This is a genomic window from Citrobacter freundii ATCC 8090 = MTCC 1658 = NBRC 12681 (assembly GCF_011064845.1).
GTDB classification, from domain to species: domain Bacteria; phylum Pseudomonadota; class Gammaproteobacteria; order Enterobacterales; family Enterobacteriaceae; genus Citrobacter; species Citrobacter freundii.
The window spans coordinates 3676833-3692290 of sequence record NZ_CP049015.1 but is presented as its reverse complement, the minus strand read 5'-3'; the positions used below and the strand labels follow the sequence as shown (position 1 = coordinate 3692290).

Below are 15458 nucleotides of genomic sequence, written 5' to 3'. Positions count from 1 at the left end.
ATTGCCCCGGATGTCATCGCATCCGGGGCTGTAGTTATGGCGCTTTAACGCTATATGTTCACTTCAGGGCACAATGTGATTTTGTTGCACCAGCTCGTCGAGCGTGGTGTGTACATTCTCCAGCGTGATGAGATTGGTTGAGTGATAAGTGTTGCCCGTACCGTCACGGTCGATGGCAATAACCGTGTTGTTACCGCTGGTGGTAACGGTGAGGTAGTTGCCGAGCGTCGCGTTCTGCCCGTTCCAGCCCACCAGCAGGTCACCGATATCGATTTTGTCACCCTGGGCCAGCGAGAAGTTGGTCCAGGTGTCCGCTGTTCCGTTACCGCCGGTAGCGTCGTTGGCATTGAGCAGGTGATAAATCAGCGTATCGCCGTAGGCGCTGCCAGTCAGGCGATCGGCATCGACAGTACTCACCACTTGCGGATTCATATTGATGGTCAGCGTAGCGGTATCGGTATGGCCATTCAGGTCGTTAAGGGTGTAGGTAAATGTCTCTTTGGTGACGATGGTGGAGAGCGAGACATCGCTGTTGAGGGCATAGGTGTAATGACCATCAATGCCAATGGTCAGTTTGCCGTACAACCCGTTAATGATGGCGCTGGTCGTGCTGCTCAGCGGATCCAGCGTGGCGGCGCTGCCGCCCGTGCCATTCACCGTTAGCAAGGTATGCACACTGGCAATATGGTCTCCGTCATAAATATTGCCGGTGACGCTATTCGCTGTGGAAGTCTCGAAGTTTTGCAGGTCGATTATCGTGCCTTTCACGCTGGGGGTGATGGTGATATTCCCCAGCCCCAGAGCCCCGACGCTGCCGGTATAGTCGAGGCGATAGTTGCCGGGGTGCAGTACTACCCCGCTGAGGGCAATATCAATATTGCCGCCAATCAGCAATCCGCCATTGAATGAGTTACCGGCAATCTTGATGTTGTTGCTGTCATACAGCGCCCAGGTGACGGTCAGTCCGCCCAGCGTCAGACCTGAAGCGACGTTAAAATGCAGTATGGCGTTTTGCACCGCCGTTCCCGTCGCGACTTCAATGACGCCAGTACCATTTTGTGAGGTGGGTGAAAGGAGTTGGGCGCTCCAACTGGCGTTCCCAACGCTGTTGTCGGTAAACGACCTGGATGTATCGGCCTGGGTGGTGACCGCCATCTGGCTGCTGATGTCGTTTACGGCATCCAGCGCCTGTGGGGTTGCCGTAATGTTCAGCGACGCGCTGCCGGTATCGCCGTTTGGTGCTTTGACCTTATACACAAAGCTGTCCGGCGTATTGATACCGTCTGCGCCCAGTCCGCTTCTCAGCGTGTAGGTATAGTTCCCTTTCGCATCAATAGTCAGTGTGCCGTACTGTCCGTTAATGGTGGTAGTGCCTGTTGTGTTAACGGTGACACCGTTAACTTCGGTGATAACGGTATTAGCCGGAGCCGAGTCGTTGGCCAGCAGATTTCCATTGGTAGCTGCACTCAGACTGTCGACGGCGTAGGTGTGATCGGCCTGAATATTCAGGGTATAGCTGGTCAGTAGCGTCAGGCCGCCGGAAGCATTAAGCAGGAACAGATAGTCACCGCCCGGCAGTGTAATGGTATACGCCGGTGAGCTGCCGCCCAGCAGGGCGGTGACCCAGTTCGGCTGTACCCGGTACTGCTCATACTGCTGAATAGACTCGTTGAAGCGGTAGACATAGAGATCAAAGCCGCCCAGCGTTACGCCAAGTACGTTGGCCTGAACCGTGATCGTTCGTGTCGCGCCGTCATCAACGTTGAATTTAATCGGGTTGGTCAAACCGTTGACCAGGCTAACATCCAACAATTGTCCCAAACCAACGCTGGCGAGCGTGAAGCCGGTTTGTTGTGATGGATGGTTGTCGACTGCGATGACCTGCGTCCCGTAAGTCAGCGCAGCCACATCGTCTGCCGCCGTTACCGTGCTGGTGGTTGGGGCCTGACCCAGCGTGACCACCAGTTTTGCCGAGGAGTGATCGCTGCCATGCGTTAGCGTGTAGGTAAAGCTTTCGGAACGTCCATACACTGAGATTGACGTATTGGTCAGAGTATAGGTGTAGCTACCATTCTGATTGATATGCAGGGTGCCGTATTTTCCCTGCACATCAATGCCGCTCACCGGGATGTTCACCACGTTGCCGTTACCGTCAGTGATGGTGGTGACCAGCGTGCCGGAAGGGGCGTTATCCTGCCCATTGGCGGGATCGGTATCGGTGATGATATTGCCAGACTCGGTAGTACCACCGGTGATGGTCCCTGCGCTGGCTTTTACCACCGAGACATCAAGGCTGGTGTATGCCCCTGTCGCCAGTAGGTTGGTGTTGTAGCTGACTACGCGGTAATCCCCGCCAGTCAGTCCGCTGTAATTGAGCGTTACGCCCGAGGCGCCCAGGGTGAGCAGGCTGGCAAAGTCTGGTTTCCCGGTATCCACCACCGTTACCCAGGCATTCAGCGCGGTGTCGAAGCGCTGGATGACGACTTCAAGCGTGTTTAACAGCGACAGCACCACGCCGGTCGCTGCGGCATTGATTGTAATGGATCCGCTGCCGCCAGAAGCGATGCTGAAATTGACGCTTGCTGTATCGTTCCCCAGCACGTTGGCGACATTTCCCAGCGCATTGACCAACAGGAAACCATAATCGCTTTGATGCTCGGTGCTGACGGTGACATCGGTTTGTAGAGGCAGACTGGTGACATTGTCTTCAGCCAGCAGCGGCAATACCGGCGCGATAGCGCTTGTTGGCAATGAGGTATTTCCCGCCGCATCGGTCGCCGTGGCGGACAGCGACTGACCCTCAATCTGGCGAACCGGCAGGTTGACGCTGTAGACACCGCTGCTGTTGGCGATTGCCGTCACGCTGGTGCCGCCCGGAAGAGAGATGGTAACCGTGCTTCCCGCTTCGGCGACGCCGCTGATGGTACCGCCATCGGCGCTGATCAGTATCGTTGGCGCGGTCGGCGGCGTGGTATCCACAATCACGCTGAACGAGCCGGACACCCCGCTTACGCCGTTGGCGTTTGTTGCCGTGGCGGTAAACGCGTGGTTACCTTCGCTGAGCGCGCCGGATGGGGTAAAGTTCCAGAGCCCGTTACTATCTGCGGTCGTACTACCCATGAGTACGCCGTTGTTGTACAGATTGATGATGGTGTTAGCCTGCGCCGTTCCGCTAAGGGCTGGACGGGTATCATTGGTGGTTTTACCTGCCGCGACCAGACCTGTAATTGTGCCCACGTCGTCAAATACGCTGGCAATAACCGGCGCAGGCGGTACACCAGTAAACGGTGCCAGCACGTTACCCGCTGTGCCGATGTTGCCTGCGGCATCCTGTGCGCTGACCAGCAGCGTTTGCCCACTGATTTGCGGTGGGCTCAGCGTGAAGGTGAAATTACCGGAGGCGTTGGCTGTTGCGGTACCAAGTACGGTTCCGCTGCTGGAGGTGATGATTATCGTACTGTTTGCTTCGGCAACGCCGGTCAGCGTGGTGCCGTTGGCGTTGACCGCCAGACCGGTTGGAGTACCCGGTGCGACGGTATCGACCACAATTGCAGAGGCAGACGATAGCCCGCTGGTATTACCTGCGGTGTCTGTTGCTGTGATGGTGAAGGAATGCGTCCCCTGACCCAACGCCGTAGGTGGCGTGTAATTCCAGCTGCCGCTGCCGTCCGCCGTTACGCTGGTTACAAAGGTGCCGTTATCATATATATCGACCCGAGCGTTGGCTTCCGTGGTGCCGTTTAACGTTGGGCGTGCGTCGTTGGTTGGCTGATTATTGCCAATCACCCCGGTGTTTGGCCCAACATCGTCAATAATGCTGCTGATTGAAGGCTGCGTTGGTGCCGTAGTGTCGACCACTACGCTAAAGCCTGCCGTTGCGCCGCTGGTGTTGCCCGCCGCATCGGTAGCGGTGACGGTGAAGGTGTGCGATCCATTCGCCAGCGGCGTGGTTGGGGTAAACGTCCAGCTGTTATTACTTTGTACCAGCGCCGTGCCCAGCAGGGTGCTGCCGTCATAGATGCTGACGGTGCTGCCCGCTTCGGCGGTACCGTTGAGCGTTGGTCGGGCATCGTTAGTCAGTTGCCCGTTGCTAAGCCCCGCGTTGAACACACCGCCTGCGACGTCATCCACCACCGAGGTCAGGAGCGGCGCTGACGGCGCGATCGTGTCAACGTTGATAATAAATTCGCTTGAGGTGGGGCTGACGTTCCCGGCGGCATCCGTGGCAATGGCGGTAAAGACATGCTGGCCGTTGCCCAGTGTGGCAGGCAGATATTCCCAGGTACCATCTATTGCCGCAGTCACCGTCGCCAGCAGCATGCCATTATCGTAGATGGCTACCCGGGCACCGGCTTCCGCCGAGCCGTTCAGTACGGGGCGAGTATCATTGGTGTAAGCGCCGTTCGACAGCGTTCCGGTTCCCGGCACCACGTCATCAAAAGCCTGGATAATCGTTGGCGCAAGCGGAGCAACAGTATCAACAACGATGTTAAATCCAGCGGACGTTGGACTAACGTTTTCGGCTGCGTCGGTTGCTGTTACCGTCAACGTGTGGTTGCCGTTGCCAAGCGCGGTTCCCGGCGTGAAGCTCCAGGCGCCTGTACCATCCGCTGTGATTGAACCGATAAACGATCCGTTATCGTAAATTCTCACCGTGGAATTGGCTTCAGCCATACCGCTGAGGGTAGGGCGCGCATCGTTTGTCGCCTGGCCGTTGTTCAGATTTCCGGTCAGCGGGCCGACATCATCTGCAACCTGAGTAATCACTGGTGCTGCCGGTGCTTGTGTGTCGACGGTGTAGGTAAAGCCGCCTGAAGGCAGACTGGTATTGCCTGCGCTATCTGTCGCCGTGACGGTCAGAGTATGCAGGCCGTTACCCAATGTCGTTGAGGGCGTAAAATTCCAGGTTCCGCCTGCGCCGACGATGGTGGTGCCAATGGGCTGACCATCGCTCAGGACGGTAATGGTCGCGCCAACTTCACCGGTACCGCTGAGCGCCGGGCGACTTTCGTTACTGATTTGCCCGTTGGAGATTGGCCCGGTTGTCGGCGCGGTATTGTCCTGAACGGTCAGAATTACTGGTGCAGACGGGGCAACTGAATCGACCAAAACGGTGAACGAGGCAGAAGCTCCGCTGGTGTTGCCCGCCGCATCCGTTGCGGTCACCGTAAAGATATTTTCCCCCTGCGCCAGCGCGTTTGTTGGGGTGAAGCTCCAGCTACCGGAGCCATCGGCATTTGCGGTGCCAATGATCGTTCCGTTACTACGAATGGTGACAATAGCATTAGCTTCGGTCGTGCCACTTAGTGTTGGTTGGGCATCATTGGTCAGTTGGCCGTTGGTCAACAGCGTGCTTCCCGGCTGATCGTCGATGACCGAGGTAATACTTGGCGCGGCGGGCGCCAGCGTATCGACAACTACGACGAACGGTGGCGCTGCCGGGCTGATGTTGCCCGCACCATCCGTGACGGTGGCTGTCAGCGAGTGGCTGCCTTCACTGAGCGCAGGGGCTGGCGTAAAGCTCCAGTTACCGCTGGCGTCGCTGGTGGTTGTGCCAATCACTGTGTTGCCATCACGGATGGTGACAATTGAATCTGCCTCGGTAACGCCCGTGAGCGTTGGGGTATTATCGTTAGTTGACTGTCCGGACGTCAGGTTTTGAATGGTGCCAACGTTGTCTGTGACTGTGACAATGGAGGGGGCATTCGGAATTAAAGTATCAACAATGATCAGAAAATCAGCGGAGGCATCGCCTTGGTTGCCAGCAGCATCGGTTGCGCGAGCGGTAAAGAGGTGATTGCCTTCTCCCAGCGCGTCTGTCGGGGTAAAGCTCCAGAATCCGTTGCTGTTTACCGTGGTTGTGGCATAAGCGATACCGTTATCGTAGAGGGTGATGGTTGCTCCCGCTTCGCCGGTTCCGTTTAAGGTCGGGCGTGAGTCATTGGTAATTTGTCCTTTATCCAGCGGCCCACTGCCGGGTGAAACGTCATCGATAATGCTGGTGATGAGCGGTGCCAGCGGCGCGGTGGTGTCGATGGTAATGGCATAATTGGGTGACTGCCCGCTGGGTATTAAGTTGACGGTTTGTGAGACTGCGAAGTTATAGGTTGTGCCGTTAGTTAGCGGGGTGAGCAACTGATAACTCCAGGCGCCGGAAACCGCATCGGCGGTGACCGTGGCGATAGACGCGCCATTTTGATAGATAGTCACTGTAGCCCCAGCCGTGGCGGTTCCTTGCAACCGCGGTAAAGTGTCGTTGGTGGTTTTTCCGCTGCCGATTTCGCCCATGCCGGGGGCTACGTCATCCACGATCTCAAGAGTTGGCGGGTGTGGAACGCTGGAGGTAGCAGCGGTAAACGGGGTGGGATTGCTCTGGTTACCCGCGGGATCCTGGGCGATGGCATTCAGTGCCTGACCAGCCGTTTGCGCTGGTGAAATCGTGACAGAGAAGATACCTGAACCGTCTGCCACCCCCTGGCCGAGAATGGTGCTACCGCTGCGAATAATCACGGTACTACCAGCATCGGCTGTACCGCTAACCAGCGTACCGTTCGGATCAACGCTGGTAACGATAGGCATTGCAGGAGGTAGCGTATCAACAATCAACGTGACAGGATTTCCTGCCGGCAGCACATTACCGGTAGCATCTTGTGCGCCGAAAGTCAGCGTATGAATCATGTTGGGCGTGAGGGGAACATCTATGCTCCAGGAGCCATTCGCGCCCACGGTGGTTATCGCGATGGGAATGCCACCGTCATAAATTAACACCGTACTGCCCGGCGTACCCGTCCCGCTAATGGTTGGGGTGGTATCGTCCGTGACGCTACCGCTGGTGAGCGAACCGGTAATCACGCCGACGTTATCTTCGATATTCGTCACAAGTGGCGCTGTGAGCGGGGTGGTATTCACCGTAAACGAAATGCTATTTGAGCTGCCGCTGATGTTACCTGCCGCATCGGTTGCGGTAGCGGTCAGCGTGTAGTTGCCGTTTGCCAGCGCAGTCCCGGGCGTAATACTCCAGGTGCCACCAGCCACCGTTGCCGTACCGATCACTACACCGCTGTTATACAGGGTGATGATATCCCCGTCAGTGCCAGTACCGCGAATGGTTGGCGTGGCGTCATCGGTCACGGCATTGGGCAAGAGATCGCCTACCGAGCCACCGACGTTATCATTGGCGGCGATAATCACCGGAGGTGCAGACGGCGTCGTGTCGATGTTCAGTGTTATGGCATTCGACGGCTGGCTGACGTTGCCAGCCGGATCGGTTGCGGTAAGGGTTATCTGGTAAGTACCAGGGGAAACCGGTGCTGATGGAGTAAAGCTCCAGGTTCCGTCTGCACCTACTGTTGCTGTTCCCTGCAAAGGGGGAGTGCCGTTCAGATAAACGGTAATCAAATCCCCAACGTTCCCTGTACCGCTAAAGGTTGGCGTGGTGTCATTGGTGTTGCCATTCGTGACCACGCCCGTTACCGGAGCCACATCGTCAGTAATGATAGGGGCGCCAGGCTGCGCGGGAGGCGTATTGTCTACCGTCAGAGTGAAGCTAGCCGATGGGATCCCCGTATTACCTGCAGCGTCAGTCGCCGTGGCGGTGAATTTGTGTGGCCCCTCGATGAGCACGGGATCTGGGGTAAATGTCCAGGTTCCATTTGGTTGAACGGTGGCGGTGCCAATACTGACGTTATTGTCAAAAATAGTAATGGTTGCGCCCGGCTCGCCCGTACCGGAGAGGGCCGGGGCGGTACTTTTCGTACTACCGCCGTTCGCCAGAGCAACGGTGGCGCTGCCCACGAGTCCTTCACCGGCGATAATCACCGGAGCCGCTGGTGGGGTGGTATCAATGGTCAGCGTGAAATTTCCGGCATTGCTGGCGTTACCCGCTGCATCTGTTGCGATAGCCGACAGCGCATGTGGACCTTCACTCAGCGGTTGAGTGACCTGGAAACTCCAGGTGCCCCCAGACACGACCGTTGCGGTTCCAATAAGTGTGGCGCCATCATAGATAGTGATGGTGGAGTCGACGGTCCCGGTCCCCTTCAGCAGCGGCAGGGTATCGTTTGAACGGCTACCGGTGGGCAGATCGGTTGGTGCATTCCCGACGTCGTCGGTTGCGGTCAAAATCACGGGGGTCCCAGGTGCTTGGGTATCCACGGTAACACTGACTACGATGGGCGAGGTAATGACGTTACCGGCTGCATCTGTTGCTGATACCGTAAACTGGTGGATGCGATCGTTGAGCGCCAGATTAGTTGGAACGGTATAGCTCCAGGTCCCCGAGCTGTCGATAAGCATCACCGTCATCAGCAGACTGCCATCGTACAGGCTCACGAGCGAGCCCGGCTCACCGGTACCTGAGAGGGTTGGCGTGTTGTCGTTGGTAATCCAGGCATTGCTCGTGGCGTTACCGGCGCTGCTGCCAACATCAGCGTTAACCAGCGTTATGACTGGCACTGTCGGCGCGATGCTATCGACAATGATTTTCCAACTGGCGGCAGTGCTGGTGTTATTAGCGGCATCGGTTGCCGTCACTGTAAATACGTGTGCCCCCTGGCCCAATGCCGAGGTGGGCGTATAGTTCCAGTTACCGTTGATATCAGCGGTAATGGTCGTAAGCAGAGTTCCGTTATCGTAAATTTTGACCTGAGAGCCGGCCTCAGCTTTGCCCTCAATTTTCGGTTTATCGTCGTTGGTTAACCCATTGTTATTGATGGGGCCTGTGATATCGGCGACGTCATCAGTAACGGCAATGATAACGGGTTGGTTTGGCGCGGTGAGATCCGGGGCAACAGCCGAAGTTGGCAGGCTTTCGTTACCAGTGCTGTCCGTTGCGGTGACGTTTACTGTTTCATTGTTGATTTTCGACGGGGTGATCTGGACGGTGAAATTGCCGCCGCTGTCAGCCTGACCCACGCCAATAGGAGCCCCGTTGCTGTCTTTGACGGTGACGGTACTTCCGGCTTCGGCGTGACCGCTAACCGCTCCACCATTTCCTGCAACTGTGACGCCTGTCGGCGCATCAGGTGCGGTGGTGTCCGGTGCGTTGACAGAGGCGTCGTCGCCCTTGTTGCCTGCGGTGTCGGTCGCATTTGCCGTAAGGGGCTCGCCGTTGGTTTGTGGCGGAACCAGCGTTGCGGTGAAATCCCCATTTGTATCGGCAGTTGCTGTTCCAATGATATTGCCATCCGGATCCAGAATATTGATCGTACTGTTGGGTTCGGCCTTGCCGGTGACCTGGTCCCCAGTGCCATTAACTAGCAGGTTTGTCGGGGGCTGTGGCGCGGTAATGTCTGGTGCAAGCGCAGTTTCTGGCAGGCTTGGGTTTCCTGCCGGATCGGTTGCGATGGCTTCAATGCTTTCGCCATTGGTCTGTGGTGGGTTAATGGTGATGGTAAATGAGCCATCCGGCCCGGCGACGCCGCTGCCGATCTGAGTTCCGCTACTGCTGGTGATAACTACGGTATTGCCTGGCTCGGTCGTTCCGGTGACGACAGTCCCATCTGCAGATACGTTGAGATCATCAGGTGGCAACGGTGGCTGGGTGTCGATGTTGATATTGAACGCTGGTGACATGCCTCCTGTACCTGACTGGTTTGTCGCGGTGGCGGTGAAGGCGTGTAGCTCATCTGATAACGGGGAGCTGGAAGTCCATGTCCAGTTACCGTTACCGTCAGCCAGTACGCTGTCGATAATTGTGCCGTTGTCGTAAATAGTCACCGTGCTGTTGGCATCGGCAGTGCCAGAGAGCGTGGGGGTATTATCGTTGGTGGCCTGATTGTTGCTCAATGGCCCGGTTGATGGGGAGAAGTCATCCATCACGCTGACGATAACCGGTACGCCAGGATAGCCCGAGTTCGTCGCATTGAATGGGGTATCTGGCCCGATGTTACCAGCCTGGTCCTGAATCTTCGCGATTAGCGCTTCACCGTGCGTCTGTGAAGGTGAAATCGCGATGACGAAATTGCCGGTTTGGCCGACCGTGGTTGAACCCAAAATCTGATTATTACTACCGATGATAATGACCTGGCTTCCTACCTCTGCACTACCGGTTACCTCGGTGCCTTCCGGATTAACGGAGGAAATGACCGCGCCTTCAGGCGGGGTAGTATCGACGGTGAATGTAGGTACGCTCGTTTCCGCGCTCACGTTACCCGCATCGTCAGTTTGCGTCAGCGTCAGATTGTGAACACCGTCGCTAAGCGGTGTGTCCGGTGTAAACGTCCAGTTGCCATTGTCATCTACCTGGACCATACCAATCAGAATGCCGTTATCAGAAATGCTGATGTAAGAACCGGCTTCGCCAGTGCCTGTGAGCGTTGGCGTGGCATCGTCGGTTACGCCGTTATTACCGATCAAGCCTTTAATGGAACCGGAATCGTCAGTTACTTCTGTGACTACAGGGGCGTCGGGGGCAAGCGTATCGACAATAATCTCCCAACTGTCCGACATGCCGCTGCTGCCCGTACCGTCTGATGCACTGACGGTAAACTGGTGGGTACCGTCTGCGAGCGGAGAGGATGGCGTAAACGACCAGTTGCCGTTGGCATCGATAGCGACCTGGCCGATTTCTATACCGTTATCAAAAATATGCAATGTAGCATTTGCGGGGCCGGTGCCCTGGAGAGTGGGCGTATTATCGTTGGTGGATTCCTGCTGATTAACAGGACCAGTAATCAGCTCCTGGTCATCGATTACGCTGGTAATAACCGGCACATCTGGTGCGTTAGGTGTTGTCGTTGGCGGATCGCCACCATCGCCATCACCATCGCCATTACCGTTGCCACCACCATCGCCGTTGCCGTTGCCGTTGCCATTACCGCTTCCGGCGTTATTATCGCTTCCACCGCCGCCACCTCCACCGCCGCCACCTCCACCGCCGCCACCTCCACCTGCGGCAAGGCCAATTCCGCCAGCAACCGCGATCCCGCCAAGAAGCCACGGCCAGACGGCGCCGCCTTCATGGCTTCCCTCGGCAGTCATTAGCGGAGTGAGATCGTCTAAATGCTGGAAGTGGAACGCTCCATCAGTATCCTGAACCCACCACAGCGCGCCATTGCTGTCTTCCAGAACAAGCTGGTTTTGCGCATCACCTTTTCCGACGTAGAAGTTTTTAATGGTGATGGTTTCACCCGAGCGGAGTGTGACAACCAGATCCTGATTAACGCGTGTCAGTTGACTTACCTCCTCACGCGACACTGACAGTTTCACGATAGAAGGCGAACTGAGCGTAACTTCAGAGGATTCAACATTTGTGGAAACGCCAGTTAATTTTGATACAACGGCGAGTAGACGCATATGTTCACTCCTGATGGCATGTCGGGAGTATTAATCCGCAACAGCGAGCTGGGAAAATGAGCAGACAGGGGCCCCGTTCATCATAAAGATGAATTTACACATGTAATTACATTGATTAGGTCATGCAGATGCTCGTTTACTTAGTAAATACGTTCGGGACCTGCCGACAGAATAGTTCTTTCGTATTAGATGATATAGTCAGAAAGAAAGTATTCTGCAACTTATCCATATTAAAAATATATTTGGCTAATTGAAAAGGATACTTTTCGGTGCGTATTTAATGATTTGTTTTTGGTTAACTTATTGTATTTTAATGTTTTTTATTTAAATTGAAATGAGGGGGGTATAATAAACAACAGTAATAATAGTGTTATAAAATAAGCCTAAATATAGGCGATATGGTCTTGAAGTTTTATTTTATTAGACTATGGGTCGCTACGGTAATGCCATGGCAGTTTATTTCATACCTGAACGATTCAGCACAAATAAACCATAAATTTGATGAATGTATTGGGTGGGTTTCAATAACTAAAAAATAAGAACCAGTCTCAGAGGGAGAGACTGGTCACAGAGGAGTAGCGTTTAGCGACCAGCATTTTTCATAATACGCGCTTTATCTAACTGCCATTCGCGTTCTTTCACATCGGAGCGCTTGTCGTGCTGTTTCTTACCTTTTGCGACGCCAATTTTCACTTTGCACCAGGCATTTTTCCAGTACAGTGAAAGCGCAACGACGGTATAACCGTCACGATTCATACGACCATACAGGGAGTCGAGTTCACGCTGGTTTAACAACAGCTTACGGGTACGGGTGGGATCACATACCACATGCGTTGAGGCAACAGCCATTGGCGTGAAGTTGGCGCCAAACAGGAACGCTTCGCCGTCTTTAAGGATGACATAGCTATCGCCGATGTTAGCTTTACCTGCGCGTAGAGATTTGACTTCCCAACCTTGCAGAGCGAGTCCTGCTTCGAACTCTTCTTCAATAAAGTATTCGTGTCGTGCGCGCTTGTTAAGCGCGATTGTGGCTGAGCCAGGTTTGTGTGCTTTTTTCTTCGTCATAATGCCGCTCAGTATAGGTAATCTGGAATCGAAAAACACCCCATTTCATCCAGCGGGGCGCAAGGCGCTATCTTAGCACGAGTTAGGCTATAGCGTTTTTTTTAGCGGGGGATAAATGGTATTATTTGTGTGATTGATATTGATGGAAATTGTTATGCCTCAGATTAGCCGGACCGCTTTAGTGCCTTACAGTGCGGAACAGATGTATCAGCTAGTGAATGATGTTAAATCCTATCCCCAGTTTTTACCGGGTTGCACCGGTAGCCGTGTGCTGGAGTCAACTCCGGGACAGATGACCGCGGCTGTGGATGTCTCGAAAGCAGGGATTAGCAAAACGTTCACCACGCGCAATCAATTGACCAGTAACCAGAGCATCCTGATGCATCTGGTCGACGGCCCGTTCAAGAAACTCATTGGCGGATGGAAGTTTACGCCACTGAGTCATGAAGCATGTCGTATTGAATTTCATCTCGATTTTGAGTTTACCAATAAGTTAATCGAGCTGGCGTTTGGTCGTATCTTTAAAGAGCTGGCTTCAAACATGGTGCAGGCCTTCACGGTTCGCGCGAAAGAGGTTTACAGTGTCAGCGTCGGCTAAAATTGTCGTTGAAGTGGCGTATGCGCTGCCCGAGAAACAGTATCTACAGCGTGTAACACTGCAACAGGGTGCTACGGTGGAAGAGGCAATCCGCGCTTCCGGTCTACTGGAATTACGTACCGATATCGATCTCAGCAAAAATAAAGTCGGGATATACAGCCGTCCGGTTAAGCTTGCTGATGTTCTGCATGACGGCGATCGGGTGGAAATATACCGGCCACTGATTGCTGATCCGAAAGAGCTGCGCCGACAGCGAGCAGAGAAATCCGCAAAAAAATAGCAGACAATAAAAAAGGTGCTCATTGAGCACCTTTTTTTGATCTGTTAATCCTACTTGTTGTCGGTCAACGCAGGTTTGTTATCAATGTTCGTCAAAACGCCGCTGCTGTTAAAAGTCAGCGTCAGTGTTTGCTGGGTTACGCCTTCATGACCAGGTTGCTGACGGAACACATAAAACCAGGTGTTAGTGCCAAAAGGATCGGACATCATTGGTGTACCCAGAGCATAAGCAACCTGCTGTTGCGTCATACCCGTGCGCACTTTGGCGACATCGGTAGGTGTCAGATAATTTCCCTGGTTGATGTCAGGGCGGTAAACCACTCGCTCCAGAGTGGAACAGCCTGCAGTCAACATCAGTAGTACTGCTGCAGCAGCAGTCAGCGTTTTACAGCGCATAGTGATTTGATTCCTTTTCGGGCCCGAGCAGTACGCGGCTCATATGTAATATGCCGATGATAATAGACCTTTCACCACTTTAAAACCTTTTGCTGTCGGGTCGGTCGGCGATTTTATGTTGAACTCAGACCTTAACAAGGTAAAAAAGTTTATGCCGCCAGCAGTTCTTTTGCATTTGCGAGGGTATTGCGCGTTACTTCGCTACCTCCGAGTAAGCGGGCTAATTCCTGCAGACGAGCGCGTTTATCAAGTGGCTGCATGTGTGTTTCGGTCATCGCGCCGTCAGTTTCTTTGCTGACATAGAAATGTTGATGACCGCAGCCAGCAACCTGCGGCAGGTGAGTAACACACATTACCTGGGTTGACTCGCCCAACTGACGCAGCATTTTTCCCACCACCGCAGCAGTCGGGCCGCTGATGCCGACATCCACTTCATCGAAAATCAGCGCCGGTGTTTCCATTTTACGTGCGGTAATAACCTGAATAGCCAGCGCAATGCGCGACAATTCCCCACCGGAAGCGACTTTCGCAATCGGCTGCAACGGCTGGCCTGGGTTAGTGGTCACTTTAAACTCTACGCGATCGGCACCGTCTGAGCTCAAATGATGTTCCTCAAATTTCACATCAATGCAAAAGACACCGTGCGGCATTGAGAGAGTATGCATGCTCTCTGTAATAAGCTGTCCCAGTTCCTGAGCATAATGCTGGCGCTGTTGGTGCAGCATTTTTGCCGTTTCCAGTGCCTGCTGGTGGTGATTGTTCACCGCCAGGGTTAAGGTTTCGAGAGAGTCGGCCTGGTCGTCTAACTGCTGTTGTTCATCCAGCAATGACTGATAGAACTGTGGCAGCGCTTCAGGGGCAACATGATGCTTTCGCGCCAATGAGATTTTTTTGGAAATACGCTGCTCAAGTTCGAACAAACGGTTAGGGTCTAAATCCAGACGATCGCAATAGTGGCGCAGCTCGTCGCTGGCTTCGCTGAGCTGGATAGTAGCCTCTTCCAGCATGTCCAGAATACCGGAGAGCTTACCGTCCATTCCTGCCAGTTCACTAACCAACTGTTTTGCCGTGTACAGCTGGCTTTGCAGATTAACGTCTTCGCCGTCTGCCATGATAGCCAGTGCCTGTTGGCTGGTGGTGAGCAATTGCCCGCTGTTAGCCAGACGCTTGTACTCTTCATCAATTTGCTCAAATTCACCTGGCTGCGGGTTGAATTCGTTCAGTTCTTTTAACTGGTATTGCAATAGCTCTGCCCGGGCTGCGCGTTCCTGACTCTGTTGTTGATGATGTGCCAGGTCACGGCAGCTTTGGTGCCACAGTTGGTAGCGCACAGCCATTTCCTGAGTCAGAGACGCTTCATTGGCGTAGCCATCAAGCAGGGATTTTTGGTGTTCTGATTTTGTCAGGAGCTGATGCGCATGCTGACCGTGGATTTGAATAAGCAACTGGCCCAACTCGCGCAGCTGTGACAGCGGTACGGCAGTGCCGTTAATGAAGCCACGTGAACGTCCGTCGCTGCTGATAACGCGACGTAGCAAACACTCACGGCCTTCCTCAAGCTGGTTTTCTTCCAGCCAGCGCAGGGCCGCGGGGGTGTCTTTTAAGGTGAAGCGGGCGCAGAGGTCGGCTCGCGTGGCACCTGCACGTACCATGTCGGCGTCTGCGCGTCCGCCCAGGCACAAACCGAGAGCATCAATGGCAATGGACTTACCCGCACCGGTTTCACCGGTAATAACGGTCATTCCGTTCTGGAAATCGATCTCAAGTTCACGAACGATAGCAAAATTGCTGATGGTCAGTTGTGCCAACATAGCTGTTTTCCTGT

6 protein-coding genes are annotated in these 15458 nt (G+C 54.4%); 2 read left to right on the top strand and 4 right to left on the bottom strand.

Annotated elements, in window-relative coordinates:
* Positions 1–63: 63 nt before the first annotated feature.
* Together G4551_RS17775 and smpB are read right to left on the bottom strand one after the other, a co-directional pair.
* A complete protein-coding gene (locus G4551_RS17775; protein ID WP_003839819.1) occupies positions 64–11295 on the bottom strand; it encodes a BapA/Bap/LapF family large adhesin in 11232 nt (3743 codons plus the stop codon).
* Positions 11296–11877: 582 nt separating this feature from the next.
* Entirely contained in the window at positions 11878–12360 is a 483-nt protein-coding gene (gene smpB / locus G4551_RS17770) for an SsrA-binding protein SmpB (RefSeq protein WP_003031211.1), read from the bottom strand.
* A gap of 154 nt (positions 12361–12514) precedes the next feature.
* Between smpB and ratA the strand changes: the two genes are divergently transcribed.
* Positions 12515–12958, top strand: a complete 444-nt coding sequence (gene ratA / locus G4551_RS17765; protein WP_003031213.1) for a type II toxin-antitoxin system toxin RatA — start codon at positions 12515–12517, stop codon at positions 12956–12958.
* Positions 12942–13238, top strand: coding sequence for an RnfH family protein (locus G4551_RS17760; RefSeq protein ID WP_003839823.1), 297 nt, complete (start codon positions 12942–12944; stop codon positions 13236–13238). The genes ratA and G4551_RS17760 overlap by 17 nt, the downstream gene beginning before the upstream one ends.
* A gap of 50 nt (positions 13239–13288) precedes the next feature.
* Here the strand turns inward: G4551_RS17760 and bamE are convergent, their stop codons facing one another.
* Positions 13289–13633 carry an outer membrane protein assembly factor BamE gene (gene bamE / locus G4551_RS17755; protein WP_003826401.1) on the bottom strand — a complete coding sequence of 115 codons (345 nt, stop codon included), beginning with the start codon at positions 13631–13633 and terminating at the stop codon, positions 13289–13291.
* 149 nt (positions 13634–13782) lie between these two features.
* On the bottom strand, positions 13783–15444 hold the full coding sequence (recN, locus tag G4551_RS17750; protein ID WP_003839825.1) for a DNA repair protein RecN: 1662 nt from the start codon (positions 15442–15444) through the stop codon (positions 13783–13785).
* Positions 15445–15458: the final 14 nt, after the last annotated feature.